Annotated in this window: 23 protein-coding genes, 1 pseudogene and 1 riboswitch; of the genes and pseudogenes, 15 read left to right on the top strand and 9 right to left on the bottom strand. The window is 39.4% G+C overall.

The window, feature by feature from the left end:
• Positions 1–63: 63 nt before the first annotated feature.
• Genes KSHG_RS09505 through fdhF form a run of 3 tightly spaced genes read right to left on the bottom strand, consistent with a single transcriptional unit; the run spans position 64 to position 4,541 of the window.
• On the bottom strand, positions 64–1,107 hold the full coding sequence (locus KSHG_RS09505; protein ID WP_010305070.1) for an Mrp/NBP35 family ATP-binding protein: 1,044 nt from the start codon (positions 1,105–1,107) through the stop codon (positions 64–66).
• Positions 1,108–1,118: 11 nt separating this feature from the next.
• Positions 1,119–1,598 carry a DUF1641 domain-containing protein gene (locus KSHG_RS09510; protein WP_010305073.1) on the bottom strand — a complete coding sequence of 160 codons (480 nt, stop codon included), beginning with the start codon at positions 1,596–1,598 and terminating at the stop codon, positions 1,119–1,121.
• 3 nt (positions 1,599–1,601) lie between these two features.
• Positions 1,602–4,541 (bottom strand): formate dehydrogenase subunit alpha, encoded by a 2,940-nt coding sequence (gene fdhF, locus KSHG_RS09515; RefSeq protein ID WP_010305075.1) that lies wholly within the window; start codon positions 4,539–4,541, stop codon positions 1,602–1,604.
• Positions 4,542–5,260: 719 nt separating this feature from the next.
• Here fdhF and KSHG_RS09520 point away from each other — a divergent pair.
• From KSHG_RS09520 to KSHG_RS09535, 4 genes are read left to right on the top strand one after another with little or no spacing between them, the layout of a single operon-like run.
• Positions 5,261–5,608 (top strand): DUF2294 domain-containing protein, encoded by a 348-nt coding sequence (locus KSHG_RS09520; protein WP_010305078.1) that lies wholly within the window; start codon positions 5,261–5,263, stop codon positions 5,606–5,608.
• A gap of 10 nt (positions 5,609–5,618) precedes the next feature.
• Entirely contained in the window at positions 5,619–6,413 is a 795-nt protein-coding gene (gene fdhD / locus KSHG_RS09525) for a formate dehydrogenase accessory sulfurtransferase FdhD (RefSeq protein ID WP_010305083.1), read from the top strand.
• 20 nt (positions 6,414–6,433) lie between these two features.
• Positions 6,434–7,450, top strand: a complete 1,017-nt coding sequence (moaA, locus tag KSHG_RS09530; RefSeq protein WP_026022561.1) for a GTP 3',8-cyclase MoaA — start codon at positions 6,434–6,436, stop codon at positions 7,448–7,450.
• 36 nt (positions 7,451–7,486) lie between these two features.
• A complete protein-coding gene (locus KSHG_RS09535; protein ID WP_010305109.1) occupies positions 7,487–8,263 on the top strand; it encodes a formate/nitrite transporter family protein in 777 nt (258 codons plus the stop codon).
• Positions 8,264–8,337: 74 nt separating this feature from the next.
• Here KSHG_RS09535 and moaC read toward each other — a convergent pair.
• The 3 genes and pseudogenes from moaC to KSHG_RS09550 all read right to left on the bottom strand — a co-directional run bounded on the left by moaC (position 8,338) and on the right by KSHG_RS09550 (position 9,889).
• Positions 8,338–8,827: pseudogene (moaC, locus tag KSHG_RS16695) on the bottom strand (cyclic pyranopterin monophosphate synthase MoaC).
• Positions 8,820–9,398: a molybdenum cofactor guanylyltransferase gene (gene mobA, locus KSHG_RS09545; RefSeq protein ID WP_010305117.1), complete on the bottom strand. Its 579-nt coding sequence runs from the start codon at positions 9,396–9,398 to the stop codon at positions 8,820–8,822. The pseudogene moaC and the gene mobA overlap by 8 nt, the downstream one beginning before the upstream one ends.
• Positions 9,395–9,889, bottom strand: coding sequence for a MogA/MoaB family molybdenum cofactor biosynthesis protein (locus KSHG_RS09550; RefSeq protein WP_010305121.1), 495 nt, complete (start codon positions 9,887–9,889; stop codon positions 9,395–9,397). The genes mobA and KSHG_RS09550 overlap by 4 nt, the downstream gene beginning before the upstream one ends.
• Positions 9,890–10,019: 130 nt before the next feature.
• On the opposite strand from KSHG_RS09550, the gene KSHG_RS09555 reads away from it, so the two are divergent.
• From KSHG_RS09555 to moaD, 5 genes are read left to right on the top strand one after another with little or no spacing between them, the layout of a single operon-like run.
• Entirely contained in the window at positions 10,020–11,036 is a 1,017-nt protein-coding gene (locus tag KSHG_RS09555; RefSeq protein ID WP_010305125.1) for a thiazole biosynthesis adenylyltransferase ThiF, read from the top strand.
• 12 nt (positions 11,037–11,048) lie between these two features.
• The gene (locus KSHG_RS09560; protein WP_010305131.1) at positions 11,049–12,338 is read left to right on the top strand and encodes a molybdopterin molybdotransferase MoeA; all 1,290 of its coding nucleotides are present in this window, start codon (positions 11,049–11,051) and stop codon (positions 12,336–12,338) included.
• On the top strand, positions 12,308–12,832 hold the full coding sequence (gene mobB / locus KSHG_RS09565; protein ID WP_010305135.1) for a molybdopterin-guanine dinucleotide biosynthesis protein B: 525 nt from the start codon (positions 12,308–12,310) through the stop codon (positions 12,830–12,832). Before KSHG_RS09560 ends, mobB begins: the two co-directional genes overlap by 31 nt.
• Positions 12,819–13,283 (top strand): molybdenum cofactor biosynthesis protein MoaE, encoded by a 465-nt coding sequence (locus KSHG_RS09570; RefSeq protein WP_010305138.1) that lies wholly within the window; start codon positions 12,819–12,821, stop codon positions 13,281–13,283. Before mobB ends, KSHG_RS09570 begins: the two co-directional genes overlap by 14 nt.
• The gene (moaD, locus tag KSHG_RS09575; RefSeq protein ID WP_010305144.1) at positions 13,276–13,506 is read left to right on the top strand and encodes a molybdopterin converting factor subunit 1; all 231 of its coding nucleotides are present in this window, start codon (positions 13,276–13,278) and stop codon (positions 13,504–13,506) included. The genes KSHG_RS09570 and moaD overlap by 8 nt, the downstream gene beginning before the upstream one ends.
• Positions 13,507–13,601: 95 nt before the next feature.
• On the opposite strand, the gene modB is transcribed toward moaD, so the two are convergent.
• Positions 13,602–14,267: a molybdate ABC transporter permease subunit gene (modB, locus tag KSHG_RS09580; RefSeq protein WP_010305147.1), complete on the bottom strand. Its 666-nt coding sequence runs from the start codon at positions 14,265–14,267 to the stop codon at positions 13,602–13,604.
• Positions 14,267–15,070: a molybdate ABC transporter substrate-binding protein gene (gene modA / locus KSHG_RS09585; RefSeq protein WP_010305151.1), complete on the bottom strand. Its 804-nt coding sequence runs from the start codon at positions 15,068–15,070 to the stop codon at positions 14,267–14,269. Before modA ends, modB begins: the two co-directional genes overlap by 1 nt.
• Positions 15,071–15,169: 99 nt before the next feature.
• On the opposite strand from modA, the gene KSHG_RS09590 reads away from it, so the two are divergent.
• A complete protein-coding gene (locus KSHG_RS09590; protein WP_010305153.1) occupies positions 15,170–16,057 on the top strand; it encodes a substrate-binding domain-containing protein in 888 nt (295 codons plus the stop codon).
• Positions 16,058–16,099: 42 nt separating this feature from the next.
• Here the strand turns inward: KSHG_RS09590 and KSHG_RS09595 are convergent, their stop codons facing one another.
• Positions 16,100–16,750, bottom strand: coding sequence for a hypothetical protein (locus KSHG_RS09595; protein ID WP_010305156.1), 651 nt, complete (start codon positions 16,748–16,750; stop codon positions 16,100–16,102).
• Positions 16,751–16,857: 107 nt separating this feature from the next.
• Between KSHG_RS09595 and KSHG_RS09600 the strand changes: the two genes are divergently transcribed.
• The 5 genes from KSHG_RS09600 (at position 16,858) to clpX (ending at position 25,857) form a co-directional block, all read left to right on the top strand.
• Positions 16,858–19,239: a DEAD/DEAH box helicase gene (locus KSHG_RS09600; protein WP_010305159.1), complete on the top strand. Its 2,382-nt coding sequence runs from the start codon at positions 16,858–16,860 to the stop codon at positions 19,237–19,239.
• A 132-nt stretch (positions 19,240–19,371) separates the two neighbouring features.
• A riboswitch (cobalamin riboswitch) is annotated at positions 19,372–19,554 on the top strand.
• Positions 19,555–19,707: 153 nt separating this feature from the next.
• On the top strand, positions 19,708–21,978 hold the full coding sequence (metE, locus tag KSHG_RS09605; RefSeq protein WP_010305162.1) for a 5-methyltetrahydropteroyltriglutamate--homocysteine S-methyltransferase: 2,271 nt from the start codon (positions 19,708–19,710) through the stop codon (positions 21,976–21,978).
• A gap of 396 nt (positions 21,979–22,374) precedes the next feature.
• Entirely contained in the window at positions 22,375–22,506 is a 132-nt protein-coding gene (locus tag KSHG_RS18065) for a universal stress protein (RefSeq protein ID WP_235728364.1), read from the top strand.
• 181 nt (positions 22,507–22,687) lie between these two features.
• Entirely contained in the window at positions 22,688–24,373 is a 1,686-nt protein-coding gene (locus tag KSHG_RS09610) for a methyl-accepting chemotaxis protein (protein WP_010305165.1), read from the top strand.
• A 218-nt stretch (positions 24,374–24,591) separates the two neighbouring features.
• Complete coding sequence (gene clpX / locus KSHG_RS09615) at positions 24,592–25,857, top strand: ATP-dependent Clp protease ATP-binding subunit ClpX (protein WP_010305168.1); 1,266 nt, start codon at positions 24,592–24,594, stop codon at positions 25,855–25,857.
• Positions 25,858–25,866: the final 9 nt, after the last annotated feature.

Consider the following 25,866-nt stretch of genomic DNA (forward strand, 5'->3'; position numbering starts at 1 on the left):
ATATAGATAAATTTTGGGGTAAATTACTTACGCTATAAATATTTTTGGAAGTGTAAAAAATTATTAATACAGTAAATCTTCGGCGAGGTTAGTGAAAGCTTCGCCAACAGCAGAATCTTCATCGTAAACGGATGAACCTGTATTTTCTTCGGGTTGTGCAAAAGGAATTTTGGCGATTACATCTGTACCTAACGCTTGTGCAAGCGCGTCGCCGCCACCTTTCCCGAATAAATAATTAAGTTCACCAGTCGGTGTTTCATAGAACGCCATATTTTCGACCACACCTAAAATTTGGTGTTTCGTATGTTGTGCCATAACACCTGCTCGAGAAGCGACGTGTGAAGCAGCGTTATGAGGTGTCGTTACGATGATTTCTTTCGCTTGGGGGATCATCGCTGCCACGTCAATTGCTACATCACCCGTACCTGGAGGTAAATCGAGTAACATATAATCTAACTCTCCCCAGTGTGTGTTCACTAGGAAGTTACGAATCCATTTGTTTAACATTGGACCACGCCACATAACCGGTTGATTGTCTTTTGAGAAAAAGCCCATTGACATTACTTTGACACCCTCAGCAGTAACAGGGACAGCCATTTGGTCGATCATCGTCGGTTTTGTGTCGATTTTCATCATTGTTGGGATACTATAACCGTAAATATCTGCATCAACGATTCCGACGCGCTTACCATGGCGTGCAAGTGCGACCGCTAAGTTGATTGTGACAGTAGATTTACCAACGCCACCTTTACCGCTAGTGACGGCGATAAATTGAACCCCGGAGTTAGGGCGTAGCATAGTTGGCATTCCTTCAGTTGTCGTATTTTGTTTTTTCAATGATTGTGTTAATTGTTTACGTTCTTCATCCGTCATTGAGCCGAATTGTAAATGAACGTCTGTTGCTCCGATGGCGTGCAAGGCATCGGTTACATCTTGTTGAATCTTAGCTTTCAGGGGACATCCTTGAATCGTTAAAATCACATTTAATGAAACAACGTTGTCTTTAATTTGTATATTGCGAATCATATTTAATTCAACGAGACTTTTGTGTAACTCGGGGTCTTGGACATCTTTTAACGCTTCTAAAATCATTTGTTCTGTTAACATGTTAAGACCTCCTAATCTTGTAGACCTTTGCCTAAACCTTTTAAGAAATGAACGCCAAAGTTCATTGCGCGGTTGACATCAGGATCATTCATGACTTTCATTAGTTTAAAAATACTCATTTTTTCATCAGACTCTAATGCGATTTTCGCTTCATCCATACCGCTGTTTAAGCTCGTCATTAATTTAGCAACCATCGCTGAATCCATTTGAGTAAGGGCACCAGCAGCACCCATTAAAACGTTAATCATATTCGTAACCGGTTCACGTGTTACTTGGTGAAGGGCGATATGAGCGACTTGTTCTTTCGCTTGTAACATTTTTGTTACCGCTTCAAGTGCACCAACATCATTTAATTCAGCCATAATCGTCATCAATTCTGTAATGACTTGATCGTTATTCGTTAGTAACGATTTTAATTCATCCAGTTTTTGAGTGGCGATTTGTTCATCTGTAAATGTTTCTTTCGTAATCTTCGTAATCGGAGAAGCCATCGTTTACACTCCTTCTTTTTCCGTCGTTAAGTGAACGTATCCTGGGCGATCCCATTTACGTCCTACTTCAACCCCATTTTGTGGGTGACGTTGTTTATTACGTGGATTCGAAGCAGGAAGTGGATTTTTACCTTTGCGTTTTAATACTTCTACACGGATCATCGTTTGTTTATAAGCCGGTGTTTGTGTATTAATATCGCTCTCTGGACCAGTTAAGAAGTTAATAGAAGATTCTTTGTCTGTAGAGTTCATCGGTAAGAACAATTCATTTCCTTTTACGCGATCCGTCACTAAAGCAGGTACTTTTAATGCGCCGTGAGGGGACACTAGACGTAATAATGCACCGGTTTCAATGCCACGTTCTTTCGCAAGTTGTGGTGAAACTTCTACGAAGATTTCAGGAACTTTCAATTGAATACCTGTTGATTTGTTCGTCATATTTCCTTCGTGGAAATGTTCTAACATACGACCGTTGTTAATATGGCAATCATATTGGCAATCATATTCAACTGTTGGCATCCAATCGTTTAATGCGAAGCGTGCTTTTTTGTCAGGGAAGTTAAAACCATCTACGAATAATAGTGGTGTGTTTGCACCATTAATGGGGTCACCCCATACGAAGCTGTTCCAACCTTCCATCACATCATAGTTATTTTGTGCGAATACTGGAGATAAACTTGCCATCTCAGCATAAATGTCGCCAGGGTGTTCATAATTCCAATTAGCTCCAAGTTGATTGGCAACGTCTTGAATAATACGCCAGTCAGGACGAGATTCGCCTAGTGGAGGAAGTACTTCATATAAACGTTGAACACGGCGTTCAGTATTCGTGAATGTTCCTTCTTTTTCAAGAGAAGGAGCTGCTGGTAGGATCACGTCTGCATATTGTGCAGTACGAGATAAGAACATGTCTTCTACGACACAGAAATCTAATTGAGCAAGTACTTCGTCTACGTGGTTTGCGTTCGCATCAACGAGTGCCATATCTTCACCGACGATGTACATCGCTTTCATTTTACCTTCTGAAACAGCTGTTAACATTTCTGGATTCGTACGACCTGGTGTTGCAGGGATTGGTCCACCGTAAGCTTGTTCGAATTTCGCACGTGCTGCGTCATCCGTTACTTTTTGGTAACCAGGGAACAAGTTCGGTAACGTACCCATATCACATGCACCTTGTACGTTGTTATGACCACGTAATGGATACGCACCAGCACCTGGACGACGGTAGTTACCTGTTGCAAGAAGTAAGTTTGAAATCGCAGCAGATGTGTAAGAACCACCTGTATTTTGCGTAACACCCATACCCCAAAGGATACAAGTACCATCTGCATCGCGAATCATTTCAGCCATTTCAATTAATGTTTCTTTTGCAATGCCTGTTTCTTGAACGGTATAGTCTAACGTATATTTTTCTAAAACATCTTTAAATGCTTCGTAATCGTTGACGTTCTCTTGAATGAACGCTTCATCTTGCCAACCTTGGTCGATAATGTATTTTGTAACACCCATTAACCAAACTTGGTCCGTACCTTGTTTAGGACGAATGTGAATGTCTGAGCGTTCAGCCATTTCATTTTTACGAATATCGGCAACGATTAATTTTTGACCGTGTAATTTATGTGCGCGTTTTACACGAGTTGCTAATACAGGGTGGCCTTCCGCAGGGTTTGCACCGACGATAATGACAAGACCTGCTTTGGCAATATCTTTAATCGTACCAGCATCGCCACCGATTCCGACTGTACGTGTTAAACCATCTGTTGCTGGAGATTGGCAGTAACGTGAACAGTTATCAACATCATTCGTATTGAACAATTGACGAGCCATTTTTTGAATTAAATAGTTCTCTTCATTCGTAATTTTTGAAGAAGAAATGAAACCAACTGAGCCTGGTCCGAATTCTTTTTGAATACCGCCAAGTTTAGAAGCGACAAGGCTAAGTGCTTCTTCCCATGAAGATTCAACGAATTCATCGCCTTTACGAATCAATGGTTTTGTAATACGTTCTTCAGAATTGACGAAGTCCCAACCGAATTTCCCTTTCACACAAGTAGAAATGGCATTAACTGGACCTTCTGAAGGCTGTACTTTCAAGATATGACGCCCTTTTGTCCAAACTTCGAATGAACAACCGACACCACAGAACGTACAAACCGTTTTCGTTTTCTTCGTACGTTTACTACGCATAGCAGATTCGATTTCAGAAATCGCTAAAATACCGCTATAACCCGGTTCTACTTCTTTAATTAAATCAATCATTGGATCTAACATATCTTGCTTCATACCTGTCATGAAACCAGCTTGTCCAAGCATTGATTTTTCCATTAACGCATTACATGGACAAACTGTGACACATTGACCACAGCTGACACATGAAGAATCATTGATTGCTGCGCCGTCATCCCATTTAATGCGAGGGCGTTCAGCTTCCCAATCAAGTGATAGTGTTTCATTCACTTGTAAGTTTTGACATACTTCTACACATTGACCACAAGCGATACATTGGTTTGGGTCATAGCGATAAAATGGGTGAGACATGTCAACTTCTGTTGGATCAACTTTCGGTGTGTATGGATATTTCTGATGTTCGATGCCCATCATGCTTACAGTGTTGTGCAACGTACAGTTTCCGTTGTTGTTATCACAAACGGTACAATAAAGCATATGGTTTTCAAGTAGACGGTCCATTGCTTCTGTTCTTGCTTCTGATGCCCCTTGCGTATCAAGTTGCACATTCATTCCATCCACTGCTTTTGTTGAACAAGAGCGAACAAGTTTACCGTCGACTTCGACGATACACGTATCACATGTACGAATTGGGTCAACTGCTTCGACGTGACAAACTTGTGGATGTTCGATGTTATTTGCGTTAATCGTATCAAGGATTGTCGCGTCTTGTTTGACATCATAAGCAATGCCGTTGATTTTGATTTCCGTCAAAAAAATTCCTCCTTTTTATGAAATACAATAAAGGACCGACGCACATTTACAAATGCTAGAGCGTTTGAGTGTCTTGTTATACGTGCGACAATACGTTACCGATTTGCATAAATATGTTGTGTAGTAGAGCTTTAAGGCATTTACATATTCATAGTCGATGATGAGAATGTGTAAATTCATTGAGTTGCTGTAAAAAAACTTAAAAAAACAAAAATCCACCATGAAATAGAACTGATAGATTATACAAAATCATACAGCTACATTCATGGTGGAAAAGATTTTTAGCAGTTACTTGCTTAAAAGGCCAATCCTACATTTTAAATTTAAACGATAAAAAAAGAGTTGAAACATTAACACGATACATAACGGGTATAATCGATATATAAAGTTGAAAAAATAACAAAACCATTTTTAATGCAATTTTAGTATACCTTCACAATGAACAACTTTCAAACGATTTTCGGCTTTTTTTATAAAAAATATTAAATGAGAATAATTATCATTAATTTGTTCTCACGTAAAAAAATTTATTTTCCGAAGTAATTTAGATGTTAAAATGAGGGAATTACTATAAGAAGAAAAAATATACGAACAAATCCTCGCAGTCGTTTGAAAGCGAGGAGGGGGCTTTTTTTTCAAAAACTTAGTCTATCATTATCAAACTGTGAGGGTTACACCTCAGAAAAAAGTTTGACAATATAAATACGAGGAGGGTTAACTTGTCTCAAAAAGTACATCAGTTTAATGATATTATTCGTAAACTACGTAAAGATTTATTTGGCAAAGGACCGGAACGCATTCATACCGTTTTTGTGGAGAATTTAGTCGTTTCAACCTTATATGGAAACATTACGCCGACAGAAAAATTTATAGCAGGTTCGGCTGAAGGGATGAAAATTGTCCATGAAGCACGGACGCAAATGATTCAAGATTTATATGCACAAGCAACACCTGATGGAATGGAAGAGTTAATGAATGCCCAGCTACTTCATTTGTTTTCAGACATTAAAATAGAGTTGGACATGGCCGTCTCTGTATTTATATTCGATAAAAATATTGAAGAGTAGGAGGAGCCAAATGGAAACACAAGTGAAACGATCAATCGTTCGAGTAAAAGGCACGAAGCATTTTGAAGTAGAAGATACGATTGTGACTGAGTATGCCGTAACAGTGAAAATTAATAAGCAAGAATTTGTAACGATGGTTTGTACCCCAGAATACGTGGATGACATGGTACTCGGGTATTTAGCTTCGGAGAGAATTATTCTTTCAAAAGACGATATCGAATCAATTTGGTATCAAGAAAAAGAAGGATTCGTACATGTGACGGCTAAAAAAATTAATCCTGTTGCACGTGATTTCCAAAATAAACGATACATTACTTCTTGCTGTGGAATGAGTAGACAAGGGTTTGTTTTTACGAGCGATGCGCTCGCTGCGAAGCAAATGGATGATATTCATGTGACATTAACACCGGAAGATTGTTATCGCTTAATGCAAACGATGCAAAACGATGCAACGACATTCCAACAAACAGGTGGCGTACATAATGCGGCATTATGTGATCGTAACGGAATGATTGTGAGTCGTATGGATATTGGGCGTCATAATGCGCTCGATAAAATTTACGGATATTGTTTGCGTAACGATATTTCAATCGACGACAAAATTCTCGTGTTCAGCGGTAGAATTTCATCAGAAATTTTGATGAAAGTATCGAAAATTGGTTGTGAAGTCGTTCTTTCTAAATCAGCACCGACTGAGTTGGCACTCGATTTAGCAGAACAACTAGGCATTACAACGATTGGCTTTATTCGAAATGAATCATTAAATATTTATACACATCCTGAGCGTGTGCTTTTGAACGATTAACGATGTGAGGAGGTGGAAAGATGAATCCAATTTATGACCAACATAAGCGACCATTACGAGATTTACGTATATCTGTAACCGACCGCTGTAATTTTAGATGCAGTTATTGTATGCCAGAAGAGATTTTCGGACCAGACTTTGCATTTTTACCGACGTCTCAAATTTTATCATTTGAAGAAATTGAGCGTTTAGTAAAAATTTTCGTCTCGTTTGGGGTAAAGAAAATTCGTATTACAGGTGGTGAGCCTTTAATGCGTCGAGATTTACCTGTTTTAGTGAAAAAAATTCGTGCGATTCAAGGTGTAGAAGACATCGCGATGACGACGAACGGTTCACTATTGAAAAAATATGCGAAACCATTAGCAGAAGCAGGTCTTGACCGCGTGTCTGTCAGCTTAGATTCTTTAGAAGAAGAACGCTTTGCGAACATGAACGGACATAGAGGAAAAGTGAAAAATGTATTAGCCGGTATTGAAGCGGCAGCAGAAGCAGGTTTGTACGTTAAAATTAATATGGTCGTACAAAAGGGGAAAAATGTAGAAGACATTTTACCAATGGCGACATTTTTTAAAGAAAAACAGCATATTTTACGATTTATTGAGTATATGGACGTTGGGAATTCTAACGGTTGGCGTATGGACGACGTATTTTCGAAGAAAGAAATTATTCGAGAAGTAGAAAAACTATCACCTGTCAAAGCAGCTGCACCGAACTATCAAGGGGAAGTAGCATCTCGTTTTCGTTATGAAGATGGCAATGGAGAAGTAGGCGTCATTTCATCTGTATCCGATTCATTTTGCGGTAATTGTTCACGAGCACGTGTTTCAGCAGAAGGAAAATTGTACACATGCCTTTTTGCAACAGAGGGCACGGATTTACGTTCATTGATTCGTAGTGAACTTTCGGATGAAGACGTTGCAAAAGCAATCGCTTCCGTTTGGGAAAAACGTACGGATCGCTATTCAGATGAACGTTCTGAGGAAACGATTAAACGTCGCAAAAAATCAAAAATTGAAATGTCTCATATTGGCGGTTAATCATCGTTGTAAATTACGATTATTAGGGAGATTCATATGGCTTTTTATAAACCAGAAGAAATTAAAGAAATCTCAGTGAATGCCGGAGCGGCAAAAGCAAATTCAACACTATTAAAAATGTTGATTTTAGGCTTTTTCGGTGGCGCATTTATCGCATTCGGCTTTTTATTAGATATTCGCGTAATGGGCACAATGCCTGCAGAATGGGGTAGCTTTGCAACGTTTATTGGCGCAGCAGTGTTCCCAATTGGTTTAGTGTTAGTGTTACTCGCAGGAGCAGATTTAATTACAGGGAATATGATGACGGTTGCAATGGCGTTATTTGACCGTAAAATCGGATTCGGTAAATTAATTTATAACTGGGTCATCGTAACACTTGCTAACTTAGTAGGGGCTTTATTTATCGCTTTCTTCTTCGGACACTTTTTAGGTTTAACAGAAGGTGACTTTGCAGCAAAAACGATGGCAATCGCAACAGGTAAAGCAGACGCAACATTTTTACAAACATTTGTTTCAGGAATTGGTTGTAACTGGTTAGTTTGTTTAGCTGTTTGGTTATGCTTCGGGGCACAAGACTTCGTAGGTAAAATTTTAGGTATTTGGTTCCCAGTTATGGCATTCGTAACAATTGGCTTCCAACACGTTGTGGCCAACATGTTCGTTATTCCAGCAGGTATTTTTGCAGGAGCAGACGTAACATGGGGCGAATTCGTAGCAAACTTAGTTCCAGCCTTTTTAGGAAACGTAGTCGGTGGCGCGATTTTTGTCGGTTTAGCGTATTATGTAGCATTCCAAAAGAAAGCCGCAAAATAAGCATTTGCTCATTTTAAAGGCAAAAAAATAAGGAATTGCGTCATGCGCAATTCCTTATTTTTGTTCGTAGAAGATCATTTCATTTTATCATTGAAGAACGTGCCACTTTTGCCACCTGTTTTTTTACGAGATACGTGTTTTGAATGACCATCGATTTGTCGACGGCTTTACACATATCATAAAAAGTTAAAGAAGCAATTGAAACCGCTGTTAATGCTTCCATTTCAACGCCGGTTTTTCCATCACATTTAACGATTGCTTCAATGTGTAGCTCATAGCCATCTGCGACTTTTTCATAGGCAAAATTAAAATCTGTTCCTTGTAGCATAATCGGATGGCACATCGGAATGAGATCGGCTGTTTTTTTCGCACCCATAATGCCGGCAATTTGCGCAACTTGCGTCGGATCTCCTTTTTAATTTGTCCGCCTTCGATGGCTGCGTACAATTCGTCTGAAAGTGCAATCGTGCTTCTTGCAATTGCTGTCCGACTTGTTGGATTTTTATCTGAAATGTCGACCATTTTTGGACGACCTGCTTCGTTCCAATGGGTAAATTCACTCATGATGAGACTCCTTTTCATGTTGAGGCCAATCCGCAACATAATTAATATTTGTAAATGTTTTTTGATTAGAAAATGGCACTTGCTGCACGCGGATATGTGGAAAAATGGCCCGCATACTTTTGCGTTTTTCTTGAAGTGTTTTTTCAATAATTGGTAAAATGCGTCTATGATATAGTGCGGCGAGTGGTTGAACTTGCTCGTCTGCATACGGGACGATTGCATCGATATTTTCTGAAATGTGTGCTGTTAATTTTTGAACAAATGTTGCATTTAAAAAAGGCATATCTGCCGCAACGACGAAAAACCAATCAGAAGTATGTTGTTTCATCACTTCTGATAAAGCGTATAGCGGTCCTTCAAACGTATGCTCTTCAATGAATAGTGCATGCTCAGGTACGTGGAAGCGTGCTGCCAATTGCGCATTTGTTGAAATGACGTATGGCAAGTCTGCACGTTGAAACGCTTGAACGGCTGTCATGTAAAGCGGTTCGCCTTGCCACATTTCAAACATTTTCGGTTTTCCGAATCGAGAAGATTGTCCACCTGCTAAAATAACACCAGTAATCGTCATCGGCGTTTCAGCTCCCCTAAAAAATGTTGTACGGTCGGTAAGATGAGTTTTGTCATGCCGAGCGTTACGGCATTGGAAGAACCGGGGAGTGCATAAATGGCTGTTTCACCTACAGAACCGGCAATTGCGCGACTAAACATCGCCTTTGGACCGATTTCGTCAAAACTTAATTGACGAAACAATTCGCCAAAGCCAGTCATTTCTTTTTCGATTACGTGGGAAACGGCATCGAAAGTGACGTCGCGCTTCGTGAATCCCGTACCACCTGTTAAGATGATCGTATTAATCGAGGGCTCAAGGCTATACATTTGCAGTGTATCGATGAGGACGTCGAGATCATCTTTTAAAATGACATAATCGGATACGTGGAAGTTGGATTGATGCAAAAATTGTTGAATCAACTGACCGCCTTTATCCGTTTCTACTGTACGAGTATCACTAAGCGTTACGACGGCAGCACGTACGACTTCTTGTTGATGTGTTGGATGCATAAGCCGACCTCCTTCAAATTTTGATTCGTCTAGCTCGGTGTAGAAAGCGCTCAAAAAATCAATGTTTATATTATAATGCTAACAAACTATCCGTCAAATACAATTTTTTTACGAGAAAGGTGGTTTTCGTTTGGAAAACCGATATTCAAGACAACAATTATTTACCCCAATTGGCGAACGAGGACAACAAAAAATTCGTCAAAAACATCTTTTAATCGTTGGGGTCGGCGCGCTTGGGAGTGCGGTCGCAGAACAAATGACGCGCGCAGGTGTTGGAAAAATAACGCTTATTGATCGCGATTATGTGGAGTGGAGTAATCTCCAACGACAACAACTATACACAGAACAAACGGCTATTCAAAAAATGCCCAAAGCGATGGCAGCAAAAGAGAGATTAAATCAAATGAATGCGGACGTAGACGTGCATGCTGTGATGGACGATGCAAATGTTGAAACGTTGACGTCACTCATTCAACAAGTAGATGTCATTATCGACGGAACAGACAATTTTGATACGCGCTTCATCATCAATGACTTAGCACAAAAATATAAGATTCCATGGATTTACGGTTCATGTGTCGGAAGTTACGGCGCAACGTATACGATCTTGCCGCAAGAAACGCCTTGCTTGCATTGTTTGCTACAAGCGGTACCGAATACAGGAATGACATGTGATACGGTCGGCATTATTAGTCCAGCTGTTCAACTTGTTGCTTCTTATCAAGTAGCTGAAGCTTTGAAACTTTTAACAGAGAACGTAGCAGCACTTAGAGGAACATTTTTAACGTTTGATGTTTGGCAAAATCGACATTTTGAAATGAAAATGGATGCAGCAAAAAATGATGTATGTCCGTCATGTGGGGATGAACCAATTTATCCACATTTAGCGTACGCTGAACAAACGAAAACCGCCGTACTTTGTGGTCGCGATGCCGTTCAAATTCGTCCGGCTCAAAAGCGGGAATATGATTTGCAAAAGATGGCACAGCTTTTAGAAGGACAAGGGAAAATTCAAAGCAATCCATTTTTACTTTCTTGTCAATTAGAAGAACATCGCGTCGTTATTTTTAGAGATGGTCGCGTGTTAATTCATGGAACGAACAATATACAAACGGCCAAAACGATTTATTATCGTTTACTCGGATAAGGAGTGGAGAATATGTTAGAAAAAAGAACACCAATTCCAGTAGGGGAAGCGGTAAAAAAAGTAATGCAATTTGCGAAGCGTGGACAAGTAGAGTACGTTCCTGTTGCGAGTAGTTTCGGTCGCTACGTGGCGGAAGATGTCGTCGCAGACCAAGACGTGCCTGCTTTTGACCGTTCACCTTATGATGGATTTGCCATTCGTTCGGTTGATAGTGTGGAAGCTTCAAGAGAAAATCCAGTGCGTTTTGAAGTCGTCGGAACGATTGGTGCAGGCTTCGTGTTTTCAGAAACAGTACAACCTTTTCAAGCAGTAAGAATTATGACAGGTGCACCGATTCCAGACGGGTGTGATGCGGTCGTTATGCTAGAATTGACACAAGGTTCAGAAGAAAATCAACATACGTATATGACGATTAAACGTGCTTTTACGAGCGGAACGAACATTTCTTATCAAGGCGAAGACGTTCAAAAAGGAACGGTTCTCGTTCAAAAAGGAGCATACATTAATCCGGGTGTGACGGCCTTGCTTGCAACGTTTGGCTATGCAGATGTTCCAGTATTTAAGAAACCGGTCATCGGCGTCATCGCAACAGGTAGCGAATTACTTGAGCCACATGAAGCACTCGTACCAGGTAAAATTAGAAACAGTAATGCATTCATGATGCTTGCACAAATTGAACGTGCGGGTGCAACCGCAAAATATTTCGGACAATTAAGCGATGATTTAGACTTGTGTATTGAAGCGGTCGAACACGCGATGACCGAAGTCGATTGTTTAATTACGACAGGCGGCGTAAGCGTTGGAGATTTCGACTACTTACCTCAAATTTACGAGGCGATTGGTGCAAATGTACTGTTCAATAAAGTAGCACAACGCCCCGGTAGTGTCACAACGGTTGCGGAATGTGATGGACAATTATTATTCGGTTTATCAGGTAATCCATCTGCTTGTTATGTCGGCTTTGAACTGTACACACATCCTGTCATCCGTACGTTTTTCGGAAACGACCGTCCACATTTGCGAAAAGAAAAAGCGACGTTAGCGACCGATTTTAAAAAAGCAAATCCATTTACGCGTTTCGTTCGCAGCACCGTTCGCTTTGAAGGCAATCAACTCGTTGCAGCGCCATCTGGTTTTGATAAATCAAGTGCTGTTTCTTCTCTCGCTACAGCGAATGCTTTCATCGTTTTACCAGGTGGGACACGTGGGTATGAAGAAGGAATGGACGTAGACGTATTACTTCTTGAAGATCACGAAGGAAGTGAATGGCCATGGGACAACATCGTCGCATCGTACAAGTAGTCGGTTATCAAAATAGTGGGAAAACAACGTTTGTTGAGAAAATAATTCGTGCCGCTGTGGAAAAAGGGTTGAAAGTCGGCGCTATTAAACATCATGGACACGGAGGGAAACCTACTAGTATAAGCGGGAAAGATAGTACGAAGCATGCTGCTGCCGGGGCACAAATTGCCGCAGTAGAAGGCGAGGGTGCTGTGCAAATCGAATGGAATCCTGATGTGTTTGAACTTGAAAAAATCGTAGAAGTGTATGATTTTTTAAAGATGGATTGGATCGTTATCGAAGGGTATAAGCAAGCGACCTATGATAAAGTCGTATTATTAAAAGAGCGACAAGATGCGGCTCTTTTAGAACTTTCAAATGTTATTTTAGCCGTCTATTGGCCAGAATTTCCGGAAGAAATCATACGTGAACATCGCAGCATCCGTTTAGAAGATGCCGATGATGCAATAAATAGATTAGTAGAAAAAGAAGGTGGATCACATGCAAAAATTTGAAATAAGTAATGTGCCGATTCAAGTAGACGAAGTGACGGAAAAAGTAACGAGCCGTAATGCGGGTGCGATTACGGTATTTATCGGAACGGTTCGTGAAATGACAAAAGGTAAAAAGACATTGTCACTAGAATACGAAGCGTATCCACCGATGGCGATTAAAATGTTTGAACAAATCGAAGCGGAAATGCTTGAAAAGTGGCCTGAAACGAAACTAGCCATTACGCACCGTGTAGGGAAATTAGACATTTCAGACATTGCGGTTGTTATTGCCGTTTCATCGCCACACCGAAAAGTGGCGTATGAGGCGAATGAATTTGCAATTGATCGCATTAAACAAATCGTCCCTATTTGGAAAAAAGAGCATTGGGAAGACGGGACAGCTTGGATAGGCGATCAGCTTGAAAATGTACCGTATCCAGACGGTTCACCGAAGGAGGTTCCACATGATTAAATTATTGTTATTTTCGTACTTACGTGAAACTATCGGACAAGAGGAATTGGCAATTGAGGCAAGTAATTGGACGATTGCAGAATTAAAACAACATATTGAAAAGACGTATGACGTTGCATTACAACAAACGATGACGGCAGTAAACGAGCAGTTTGCAACAGATGCGACCGTTTTAAAAGACGATGACGTCGTCGCATTTATTCCGCCGATTAGTGGAGGTTAACCGAATGAAAAAATCATCTTTCATATAAAGAAAGGTGATTTTTTTTAAATAAAAAAGCGTTACACAAAATAAAAATTTGTGTAACGCGATGTTTCTTAACGTTGTTTTTGAACCGTATGAACGCTTATGAGTAAAATGAATGATAATACAATCATACTAGCTACCCAAAGCCAAGCGAGTGTCATATTATTACTGCTGATGGCGGTGTAAATAGCTAATGGCGTCGTTTGTGTTTTGCCGGGTAAATTCCCTGCAAACATAAGCGTGGCACCAAACTCACCGAGCGCACGTGCGAAACAAAGAATGCTCCCAGCAATGAGGGCATTTTTGGCCATTGGCAGTGTAATGAAAAAGAAAATTTGCCATTCGGAAGCGCCATCTACGCGAGCGGCATTTTCGATTTCACCGTCTACTGCTTCAAAGCCTGTTCGAACGGTTTGGTACATGAGTGGAAAGGCGACGACAGCGGAAGCGATAATCGCGGCAATCATCGTAAACATAATCGGTTGCCCGAATAGCCACTCAATGGATTGTCCAACGAAACTATTTTTCCCAAAAATAATAATGAGTAAAAATCCGATTACTGTCGGTGGAAGGACGAGCGGAAGTAATAGGATTGTTTCAAGAATTACTTTCCCGCGAAATGTCCGTTTCGCCATGAATTTACCAACGAGTACACCGACGAGGATCGCGATGATTCCTGCGATTGACGCAATTTCAATGGATAGTTTAATCGGTGTCCAAAAGTCGGTAAATGTCATTATTTAGCCCCTTTGAAACCGTAATCTTTATAAACTTTCATAGCGTCATCGCTTTGAAGGAATGTATAAAATTCTTTCGCTGCCGTTATGTGTTTGCTATTTTTAATAATACCGACAGGGTAAATAATGGGTGTGTGTGATTCATCATCTGCTGTTGCAACAATTTTCACTTTATCGCTCGTTAAGGCATCTGTTTTGTAGACGATCCCTGCATCGACATTATTCGTTTCCGTATATGTTAATACTTGGCGAACGTCTTTTGCATAGACGACGTTTGATTTAATTTTAGTCCATACATCAATTGATTTTAACGTTTCAACACCGTACTGACCTGCAGGAACGTTTTCAGGTGTACCAAGTGCTACTTTGTCGGCTTTTGTTAAGTCATCGAATGATTGGATATCTTTTTTATTTTCTGTAGGTGTTACGAGTACGAGATCATTTGCTAGTAAGTCTACGCCATCATTTTTTTCGATTTCACCCTCATCGACTAGGGTATCGAATTTATCTTCAGCGGCTGAGAAGAACAAGTCAACAGGAGCTCCTTGAGAGATTTGTTGTTGTAAGTCACCAGAACCACCGAAGTTGTACGTAATCGTAACGTTTTTATGCGCTGATTCGTATTGTTTTTTTAAGTCAGTTAAAGCATCTTGTAAACTAGCTGCTGCTGAAACAGTTAATTCTACATTTTCTTTTTTGTCTGCAATTGAAGCAGATTTTTCGGTGTCTGAATGATTGCCACAAGCAGATAAGACAACCCCTGTAAGCATGATTGATACGATAATAGATAGTGATTTTTTCATTTGTTATAGTCCTCGTTTCATTTTATGAGTTATAACAAGACATAACCAATTATAACTAGTTATAATGAAAAAGCAAATATATTTAAAAAAGGTGATTAAATGAGTCAAGAAACGTCCTACACGATTGAAGAGGTAGCGCAGTTATTAAAAGTATCCAAATTAACGATTTACGATTTAGTAAAAAAAGGCGAGTTACCTGTATTTAAAGTCGGTAGACAAATGCGCCTCGCTTCGTCAGACTTAAATGACTATATTATGCGCCACCGTATGAACAGTCATGACGATCAAAAAACAATTGTCATTAGTGGACAAGATCTGGCGCTTGATTTACTCGGTAAACATATCGAGGCAAAATTAGGCTATAAAGTGTTACGTTCACATGAAGGAAGCTTGAATGGGCTTCTTAGTATGTATCAGGGAGAAAGAGATATTGCGAGCTTGCACATGTTTGACGGCGACACAGCTGCTTACAATTTGCCATACATTAAAAAACTGTTCGTGAGCCATCGTTACGTTTTATTAAGAATGTTGAACCGTAAGGCGGGTTTTTACGTAGCAAAAGGGAATCCATTAAATATTCAATCGATTACAGATTTACAAAAAGATGTTCGTTTCATTAATCGCGAGAAAGGCTCAGGAATCCGAACGTTATTAGATGAACAACTTCGCATTAAAGGCATGACGTCGAAAAATGTGACGGGTTATGAGAATGAAGAGAAAGATCATTTAAGCGTTGCATCTGTTGTAGCAAGCGGTCGTGCAGATGTTGGATTAGGAATCGAAAAAACGGCGAAACTCGTTGAAGTAGACTTCGTACCTCTTATTGTAGAAAGCTACGACATCGTCATTTTAAAAACAGAAGAAAATGAAAAATTAATTGCGGCAGTTCGGGCTATTTTGACAGATGAAACGTTCCAAGAAGAAGTAAAAAATATCGGAGGATATGACGTGTCACGTATGGGGAATGTCGTATTTGAAACACTTTAATCGTATAAAAAATGCCTGAACCGTTAATCGTTCAGGCATTTTTTAATTTGTCAGTGTAATTTGAACAACTTGTCCGACTTCATATGGTACCGTACAGTGAAAATTCGGCGCTTCTTTCGATAGCGCAACGAGTTGTTTAGACGTCGGAACCGCAATGAATTCATCAGCAATATCCATCGTGTTTTGACGGCGCCACTTCGTCCATGAAAAGGCACGACTTGCTAAATTTGTATGGAACGTTCGCTGCTTTTCTTCCGACCATATTTCTTGTGTTCCTTCTGCACTGTTTAAAACGAGACCGTTTGGAAGAAGCGCAACCCAGTGCAAAATAGCATATGTTGAAAAAGGGATGTATTTTTTACGGCGACAACCGGGAAGTAAGTAAAAGGAATGTGCGCGTTTCGTTTTCGATTGTTCAAAAGGGACGACTACTGCTTGGAAGTGAGGCAATTCAAGTGTAGACGTAAGCACTTTTTCGAATTGATTTAAAAAAGAGGCGAGTGCTTGCGCATTAAAAAATTCACCGAGTAATGTCGTTCCGTGCATCGGATGGAGTGTATAAGTTGTTTTTGAAACAATCTCTCCAATGATCTGCGTTAAATCGATCGGTGAAACGTGCTTGTTTGAAAGTGCCGTTAAGCCGTTTACTAACGCATACATACCGCAAGTACTTCCTTTTTGTTCGTAAATCATGAAACCACTCCAGTCTATATGAAAGTATAACAATGATTCGTCGATAAAGGAATACGATTTGTACATATGCTATACTAAAAGGAACATACATTCGGAGAGGGTACGCTATGCAACGAGTAGAAATGCAATTATTTTTCACGGAATTAAAAGAGAAAATAGAACAGACGAAACATCTTCAAACGTCGATGAAAGGGCGTCGCTTTTTAAACAAGTTAGGCTATAAAGTACGCTCCGCAAAAATCGTAGAAGAAGTAGAACGACAATTGAAAAAACAAAATATGCATATCGTACTACCAAAAGGTATGCATTCATGGAAAGAACTTGATTTGGACGATTCTTTTCGTTTTTCTTTCATTGATACGCCACATCGAGAAAATCCTGCACAGCACGTGCCAAAAATGTCGCGGATTGCTTGCTTAGGAAAGGAGAGGGATTTTCCTTTGTATGCGTATCAGCACGAGGCGATTCAGACGATGCAACGATATGCGATAAAACGTCCTGATTTCGTTGGTTTACTCGTTTTACCGACAGGTGCAGGAAAAACGACGACAGCGGTCGAATACGCGCTCGATGCGTTATTAATGCACGGAAAGAAAGTATTATGGCTTGCACATCGTCATGAATTGTTAGAGCAGGCACTGCGTTCTTTTCAAAAGGCAGCCGCTTTTCGAAAAGGATCTGCCATTACGTATAAAATGATTTCTGGAAAGCATGAGAAAGCTTCGGCTATTTCCGGTGAGGAGCAATTGCTCATTGCGAGTAAAGATAGCGTACTAAATGAACAGGCATTGAAGTCATTTGCGCTCGATGCACATTGTTTAATCGTCATTGATGAGGCACATCACGCTCCGGCGAGAACGTATCGCCAATTACTGGCGAACGTATCGAAATGGACGCGTTCACAACAAATTTTAGGTTTAACCGCAACGCCATATCGAACGAGTGAAGACGAAGCGGGGGCGATGAAGCAACTGTTTAAAGACGGCATTTTATTTAAGCGAGATTTAAAAACGATGATTGCAGCTGGTATCGTAAGTGAGCCACATTTTATTCAGTTGCAAACGGATATGAGCGTCGATCAAACGTTAACGGAAGAAGAGAAACAAGCTATTCAGCTATTCGACCGTCTTCCAGAGAAAATCGCGAAAGCATTGAGTGAAAATAGAAAGCGAAATGATGTCATCGTGCAACATTTCGTAAAAAATCGTCAAAAGTATGGGAAGACGATTGTTTTTGCTATTAATCAAACACATGCGCATATGTTGCAACATTTATTTGAAAAACAACAAATTAAAAGTGGTATCGTCGTTTCAAATACAGCGAAAAAAAATCATGAAACGATTGCTGCTTTTCGTTCGAACGTGGTAGACGTGCTCATTAACGTCAATATTTTAACAGAAGGGGCCGACTTTCCAGACGTAGGGACGGTTTTTTTAACACGACCGACGACGTCTTCCATTTTAATGACACAAATGATCGGACGTGCATTACGTGGTGAAGTAGCAGGTGGAACGAAGCGTGCGCACATCGTCAGCTTCATTGATGATTGGATGGAGCAAATAAACTGGGCGAATAGTCAACAATTAATGGAAGGCCCTTCGATACTGAACGAAGCGATGGCGCGAGATGATACGTCGATTACAAAACTGATTTCTCAGCAAACGTTGAAGCAAGTTATGCATGAGTTAGACACGCAATTGCGCCCGACGCGTCAAATTCGTACGACGTTTACAGAAAGTGTTCCTGTCGGTGTATACGTATTTAGTTATTTGAGAAAGACAGCGAACGGGGAGCAAACAGAGCATGCAGAAATTCTCGTGTATGAACACCTTAAAGAAGCATTTACTCGAATGAAAAAAGAATGGCCGTTTGTTGTGGCAAATTATCCGGCGGCAAGCCATGAATCATTTCGTGTCATAAAAGACATTGCTTCGAAGTTGGAGCAAATTTGTTTTAGCCAACTGTACAAAGCACCGACAACGACACCGAGTGAACTGCGTGATCTCGTTTACTACATCGTACAGATGGGCGAATTCCCACCGTATTTACCATTTGAAAACAGACATCAAGTCGATCTGACCGCACTTGCTGAAACGATTATTCGTGACGATTTAGGACCGGGTAAAAAGGCCACGTACTTAAAAAATTATTGGCAAACGCATCCATTCGCGCGCATTTACTTTAACTATGACGAATTGTATTTTCGTAAATGTATTGATTTAGAGCTATTACGTATGGAATCTCCTCTTACACGACTTGAAGATGTATCACTTACGGTTTGGAAAGAGGAACATCCGTTATTGTATAAACGACTCATTAAAGCTTTATTTGAAAAAGTAAAAGTAGAAGGTGGCTATCGTTGTATGAGAACAGGGCATGTTCATCCGTCGAAAAAACAATTTGCAATTGCGTATAAAAAATCGCTCGGAAAAGGCGGAAAAACAACACTTCATAATTTACTCGTCATTGAAAAAAGAGAACGTGATTAAATCATCACGTTCTTTTTTATGCCATCATTCTCTCGACAACGTGAAGGATAAATACGCGAATTTGTTAAATTATCATAAAATTTAGAAAAGTTGAACGATTAAACGATAGATGTGTTAGGATAGTATCTAATTACATAACGTGTATGAAGCGGTGTTTATGAAAATAAGCTTAAAAGGGAAGTTTGGTGTGAATCCAACGCTGTCCCGCAACTGTGAAAATGGAGCGATGTGCAACATGCCACTGTCTATGTAGATGGGAAGGCTGTCGTCGCGTTGATATGAAGTCAGGAGACCTGCCGTTTCTAGTGCGCACCAGAACCTACGTGGAAATAGGTGGTGATTGTACGACAAAATCGTAACTTTATTTCGCTTACGCTTTTTTACGATTGAATTTGTCTCTCACCCCCTTTTCTCGATAGAAAAGGGGTTTTTTGTGCCACGTTTGTAAACAACTGAGGAGGCGTTCAAATGAAAACAGCAGTAATTGGGTATCCGTACATCGGAGAAAATCGACAATGGAAACGTATTTTAGAAAACTATTGGAAAGGTCAATTGGAAAAATCTTCGTTAGAAGAACAATTGAAATCCCTTCGTCTTCAATATTTACAACATCAAAAATCATTAGGATTAGATCTTTTAACGGTCGGAGATTTTACATATTATGATCGCATGCTCGACCTTGCTGTTATGTTTGGAATGATTCCGAAGCGTTACGAGACAGAAGAGGCGTCGCTCGAAACGTATTATGCAATGGCACGTGGGTCGAAAAATGTCGTAGCAAGTGAAATGACAAAATGGTTTAATACGAATTATCATTACATCGTTCCAGAATATGAAGGGAAACCGCTACAGCTAACGTCTAATTTGTTTGCGAAACTCGTTCGAGAAACGGTTGAAACCATTGGGGAAGTGCCACGTGTCACAATCATCGGGCCTTATACGTTCCAACGTTTAACGAAAGGGATTTCTGAGGCGCAACGTCCAGCCTTTTTGTTACAGTTAATTCACGTATACGGTCAACTTATTCATGAACTCGAACAACTCGGCGTATCGACAATCCAATTAGAAGAACCGGCATTTACGTCCGAATTAACAGAAGACGAAATAGCACTTGCAGAACAACTGTACGTCCAACTAACAGAAATCGTTCAAAGTGACATCTTCATTACGACTTATTTTGAAGGCATTCCGTCATTAGAACGTATTTTACAATTCCCTGTTGCTGGTTTCGGTCTTGATTTTGTTGCCGGTGAAAAGGAAAATATCGCCGCATTACGCCATATTGATTTCCCGAAAGATAAAACGCTTGCGATTGGTTTAGTTAATGGTCGTGACATTTGGGCATCTAATTTAGCAGAACGTACCATTTTAATTGAAACGATTCAAAAGTTAACAGGTGCTAAAGAGCTTGTATTGCAAACGTCTTGTAGTTTACAACACGTTCCCGTAACCGTTTCAAATGAGACAAAATTACAGCCTACGCTAAAAAATGCGCTCGCTTTTGCAGATGAAAAAATAAAAGAACTTATTTTATTGAAACAGTATGTATTTAATCACGAAACACCCGTAAAACAAGCAATCGCAATGAATTTAGATGCTTTAGAACGTCTGCAAAATCATCCGGAACGTCAAAAAGTAACGATTCAACGAGCTGTACAACAACTGAAACAAAGTGATTTCGAACGACAAGCACCGTATGGACAACGGTTGATTGCGCAAAAAGAAGCGCTTCAATTACCCGATTATCCGACGACGACAATCGGCAGTTTCCCCCAATCTGAAGCAGTGCGACAAAATCGTTTGAAATGGCGTAAAGGTGAAATTACGAACGAACAATATGAGCAGTTTAATCAAGAAGAAACGAAACGCTGGATTGCCATTCAAGAAGAAATTGGATTAGACGTATTCGTACACGGTGAATTCGAACGGACAGACATGGTAGAATATTTTGGAGAAAAATTAGAAGGGTTTGCTTTTACAGAAAAAGCATGGGTCGTTTCATACGGTTCTCGCTGTGTGAAACCACCGATTATTTATGGGGATGTCGAATGGACACAACCGATGACGGTGAAGGAGACAGTCTACGCACAGTCGTTAACGAACAAGCGACTGAAAGGGATGTTAACAGGACCTGTTACGATCTTAAATTGGTCGTTCGTACGTAATGACCTTTCTCGTTCTGACGTCGCGTATCAAATTGCCATCGCACTACAACAAGAGGTGAAGGCGTTAGAAGCGGCCGGTATTTCCATTATTCAAATTGATGAACCCGCTTTGAAAGAAGGGCTTCCGCTTCGTAAGTCTGCACAAAAAGCATACGTTCAATCAGGCATTAAAGCATTTAAATTAACGGCTGCTACAGTGAAAAATGAAACGCAAATTCATACGCATATGTGTTATTGCGAATTCAATGATTTTATCGAAGAAATTGAGGCACTTGATGCAGACGTTATTTCGATTGAAACGTCGAGAAGTCATGGAGAATTAATTGAGGCACTGAAAGTAAATCCGTATAAATTAGGAATCGGTTTAGGTGTGTACGATATTCATAGCCCACGTGTCCCGACGCAACAAGAAATTGAGACGATTTTAACGGAGAGTCGAGAAGTGATTGCAAAAGATCAGTTTTGGATTAACCCCGATTGCGGGTTGAAGACAAGACGTGAAGAAGAGACCATCGCTTCTTTGAAACAAATGGTGAAAGCGGCAAGTATATTAAAACAACAAGTAAAAGCTTAATAAATTGGTCGAGGGCCCAGCGTAATTTACGCTGGGCCCTCATTGTGCTTGCTAATTTTCTATTGTATCGACCCTACCATCAGGGGAGTGAGTTACTATATATATTAGACCGCGGTAACATTTCAATACTTTACTTTCTAACTTAAACAATACGAACCCTACCTGCTCTCGTATCTATGCGACCCTATAGTCGCGCCTATTGGAATAAGCATCTTCAAAAATAAAACAAAAATTGCCTTAAAATCAGCAAGATATTAATTATAACATGAATTTACTATGAATGCACTAATATTTTATTCTTATAAAAGAATAAAACTCGCTAGTCTATATAAAAATGATAAAATAATGTAACTAGCTATAATTAAAACGTGTGAATAGACGATTTAAAATATCGTATTGTACGGCGTACCGTCGATTGAGCTTATTCAATATGCAAATGAAAATAACAATAAACTTGTCGTAATCGGAAATCGAGGCTTGAATGCATTGCAAGAGATAATTTTAGGTAGTGTGAGCCTAAAGTCTTAAATGTCTTTAGGCTCTTTTTTATTATGTTTAACAATAATGCGTAAAGTTACACTTTAAAAGTGTATAAAATAGGAGTAATGTCATTTTAAGTAATATATAAATCTAAATCCTTATTGCTAAAGGCTCTCTTTTTATTTAAAATTAAATGAATTATTACACAATAGAGAAGAGGAAAAGTAGTATGAAAGTAGGTAAGAAGTTAAATATAGCATTTTACTCAATCGTTTTTTTAATGTGTATTTCGGTTGTAGTAACGTATTTTAATGTGAAAAATATAGAAAATAAAACAGATGAAGCGTTTAATAATCGTGTCGCTCAATTACAATTGAATAATGATATTCGAACGAATATATATAAACAAGGTTTATATGCGCGAGCAGTTATTTTAGATAACTCTAAAAGAAATCAAGAGTTATTAACAGAAAGTGCTACAGAGCTAGATAAAAATGTGACAGATTTAAAACCGTTAATTTTATCAAAAGAAATGATGAACAAATGGGAAGATGTGAATACACTAAATACAGAATTCAATGACATTTTATCGAATTTGAAAGCAGCTCTTGATCAAAATGATACACAAAAAGCGACGAATATCGTGAATACAAATTTAGCGCAAACAAACTCTAAACTCGTAACGTTAGCTGCTGAAATGAATGACTATCAATTACAAAAAATGAATGACATTCAATCTGACACACAATCGGCTTTATCATTAACGAAATTAACAGGATTTTTCATACTGTTATTTAGTATTTTGTTTGGTATTCTTGTCGCAACGTATGTTAAACGTAAAATTACGACGCCTATTCAAATCGTTACGACGAATATGGAAACGATGGCAACAGGTGATTTCACTATCGAAGATGTACAATTTAAATCAAAAGATGAAATCGGAACACTCGTGACGAGCGTGAATCATATGAAAGCTAGTTTGAAACAATTGATTCAAAACGTACAACACAACGTAGAGCATTTATCTGCTTCTGCCGAAGAATTATCGGCTAGTACGGAAGAAGTAACTGCAACGAACGAAACAATTTCTTCACAAGTAACGACAACTTCTGATGCTGCGAGTGGTTCAACGATGGCTGCGAAAGAAAGTTCTGCTGCTATGGAAGAAACAGCACAAGGTGTACAACGTATTGCGGAAGCTGCCCAAACGCTAAATCATGCTTCTGCAAGTGCAAGTACGCTGTCGCTAAATGGTGTGACGATTGTTGAACAAGCACAGCAACAAATGACGACGATTTATACGTCAACAGAGTTATTAGATGATCTCGTTCAAAAGTTAGCGAAACAGTCAGAAGAAATTGAACATATTACGAGCGTTATAACTGAAATTACTGATCAAACGAATCTTTTAGCATTAAATGCTGCGATCGAAGCTGCACGTGCTGGAGAACACGGAAAAGGATTTGCCGTTGTTGCCGAAGAAGTTCGTAAGCTTGCTGAACAATCGAAAACATCAGCAAATTCAATTTCCCAATTAACGACTGAAATTCGTTTAGATACGAAAAATGTTGAAGAAGCCGTGACGAATTCTTTAGGATCAGTTCAAAGTGGTGTTCAAATTATTCAAGACGCAGGAAATTCTTTTAAAACAATTTCAGAAGCGATTGATGAAATTACTTCACAAATTCAAGAAGTATCCGCGACGACAGAACAACTTTCTGCAGGTGCCGAAGAAGTATCGGCTTCTGTTCATGGTATTTCAGAAGGCGCAGAACATGCGTCGGATGCGTTAGGGACAATCGTAACGTCCATGTCTGAGCAATTAGAAACGATGAATCAAGTAAGTGCTGTAGCACAAGAGTTAAGTGCAAGCGCTCAACAACTTCAAGACGAAATTAATCGATTCCACGTATAAAATAGTATATAAAAGAACTTGTTTTGCTAAGGTGAAACAAGTTCTTTTATGTCTTATGAAAAAAACAGCTAGAAATCCGCTTTCTTTAACCCTTTATACAGTTACTTTAAGAAGGAATTTGGTATAATAATAACAATTAAAGCTATTCATGTTATGTAAAATACGCATAATAAAATTGATAGTTCATCGACATGCTCATATGTCGAGAGGAGGACTTTATGGAAAACAACGAAACAACAGTTTGCAGTATTTGTAATAGAAGTTTAGAAGGACGTCCATTTATTCAAGGAGCTAAAGATGATGTAGCTGTTTGCGCAGAATGCATCCAAACTGCATCAGAATTACTCGGTTTAACACCGCCAGTAAATGAAATGGATGAAGACGATTATATTGAAAATTTAGCGTTTGAAGATATGATTCGCCCATCAGCAATTCGTGATTATTTAAATGACTATGTAATCGGACAAGAAGAAGCGAAACGTGTTTTATCTGTTGCGATTTACAACCATTTAAAACGTATGGCACATAATGCAAATCGTGATGAAGATGCACCTGAAATTGAAAAATCAAACGTGCTAATGGTTGGACCAACGGGTTCAGGTAAAACGTATTTATTACGTAAATTAGCGGAATTACTAGATATCCCAATGATCGTAGCAGACGCTTCAAGTATGACAGCAGCTGGTTACGTAGGGAGTGATCCAGAAGTGATGCTTCGCCAGCTTCTACAAGCAGCAGATGAAAACTTAGAACGTGCAGAACGTGGGATTATTTACATCGATGAAATCGATAAATTAGGTCGTAAATCAGAATCTGCATCGATTACACGTGATGTTTCTGGTGAGTCTGTTCAACAACAAATTTTAAAAATTATTGAAGGGACAAAATCACAAGTTCCACTAGATGCCAATCGTCTACACCCAGGCGGTAACAACGTGGAAATGGATACGTCGAACATTTTATTCGTAGTCGGAGGTTCATTTGAAGGAATCGAAGAAATCATTCAAAAACGAATCGGCGAAGATGCACGTAAAATTGGGTTTGGTGGCAGCTTAGATGACGATGCGAAAAAAGAGAAGAAATTCAATGACTATATTTTAGATGTTGAAGCAGAAGATTTACGTAAATTTGGTATGATTCCAGAATTACTCGGTCGTCTTCCAGTCGTTGTTCCTCTACAAGAATTAGACGTAGAAGCACTTAAACAAATTTTAACAGAACCGAAAAACGCTTTATTAAAACAATATCAAGCGTTGTTAGCTTATGATGGTGCAACAATTGATTTTTCAGATGAAGCGATTAAAGCAATTGCTGAAATTGCCCATGAGAAGAAAACAGGCGCGCGTTCACTTCGCTCTGTACTTGAAAAAGTGTTACTTCCGCATATGTTCAATCTTCCAGATGAAGAAGAGAATGTTACATTCCGCTTCACAGAACAATCGATTCGTAAAGGCACAGCTCCTGAACGTATCGTAAATAAATAATTAAAACAT

The organism is Kurthia senegalensis, from assembly GCF_000285595.1.
Taxonomy (GTDB): Bacteria; Bacillota; Bacilli; order Bacillales_A; family Planococcaceae; genus Kurthia; species Kurthia senegalensis.

What these genes read in the sequence shown, in the direction of transcription:
- KSHG_RS09505 (WP_010305070.1), bottom strand. Translation starts at nt 1,107, where the DNA reads ATGTTAACAGAACAAATGATTTTAGAAGCGTTAAAAGATGTCCAAGAC.
- KSHG_RS09510 (WP_010305073.1), bottom strand. Translation starts at nt 1,598, where the DNA reads ATGGCTTCTCCGATTACGAAGATTACGAAAGAAACATTTACAGATGAA.
- fdhD (WP_010305083.1), top strand. Translation starts at nt 5,619, where the DNA reads ATGGAAACACAAGTGAAACGATCAATCGTTCGAGTAAAAGGCACGAAG.
- moaA (WP_026022561.1), top strand. Translation starts at nt 6,434, where the DNA reads ATGAATCCAATTTATGACCAACATAAGCGACCATTACGAGATTTACGT.
- KSHG_RS09535 (WP_010305109.1), top strand. Translation starts at nt 7,487, where the DNA reads ATGGCTTTTTATAAACCAGAAGAAATTAAAGAAATCTCAGTGAATGCC.
- mobA (WP_010305117.1), bottom strand. Translation starts at nt 9,398, where the DNA reads ATGACGATTACTGGTGTTATTTTAGCAGGTGGACAATCTTCTCGATTC.
- KSHG_RS09550 (WP_010305121.1), bottom strand. Translation starts at nt 9,889, where the DNA reads ATGCATCCAACACATCAACAAGAAGTCGTACGTGCTGCCGTCGTAACG.
- KSHG_RS09560 (WP_010305131.1), top strand. Translation starts at nt 11,049, where the DNA reads ATGTTAGAAAAAAGAACACCAATTCCAGTAGGGGAAGCGGTAAAAAAA.
- mobB (WP_010305135.1), top strand. Translation starts at nt 12,308, where the DNA reads ATGGGACAACATCGTCGCATCGTACAAGTAGTCGGTTATCAAAATAGT.
- KSHG_RS09570 (WP_010305138.1), top strand. Translation starts at nt 12,819, where the DNA reads ATGCAAAAATTTGAAATAAGTAATGTGCCGATTCAAGTAGACGAAGTG.
- moaD (WP_010305144.1), top strand. Translation starts at nt 13,276, where the DNA reads ATGATTAAATTATTGTTATTTTCGTACTTACGTGAAACTATCGGACAA.
- modB (WP_010305147.1), bottom strand. Translation starts at nt 14,267, where the DNA reads ATGACATTTACCGACTTTTGGACACCGATTAAACTATCCATTGAAATT.
- modA (WP_010305151.1), bottom strand. Translation starts at nt 15,070, where the DNA reads ATGAAAAAATCACTATCTATTATCGTATCAATCATGCTTACAGGGGTT.
- KSHG_RS09590 (WP_010305153.1), top strand. Translation starts at nt 15,170, where the DNA reads ATGAGTCAAGAAACGTCCTACACGATTGAAGAGGTAGCGCAGTTATTA.
- KSHG_RS09595 (WP_010305156.1), bottom strand. Translation starts at nt 16,750, where the DNA reads ATGATTTACGAACAAAAAGGAAGTACTTGCGGTATGTATGCGTTAGTA.
- KSHG_RS09600 (WP_010305159.1), top strand. Translation starts at nt 16,858, where the DNA reads ATGCAACGAGTAGAAATGCAATTATTTTTCACGGAATTAAAAGAGAAA.
- metE (WP_010305162.1), top strand. Translation starts at nt 19,708, where the DNA reads ATGAAAACAGCAGTAATTGGGTATCCGTACATCGGAGAAAATCGACAA.
- KSHG_RS09610 (WP_010305165.1), top strand. Translation starts at nt 22,688, where the DNA reads ATGAAAGTAGGTAAGAAGTTAAATATAGCATTTTACTCAATCGTTTTT.
- clpX (WP_010305168.1), top strand. Translation starts at nt 24,592, where the DNA reads ATGGAAAACAACGAAACAACAGTTTGCAGTATTTGTAATAGAAGTTTA.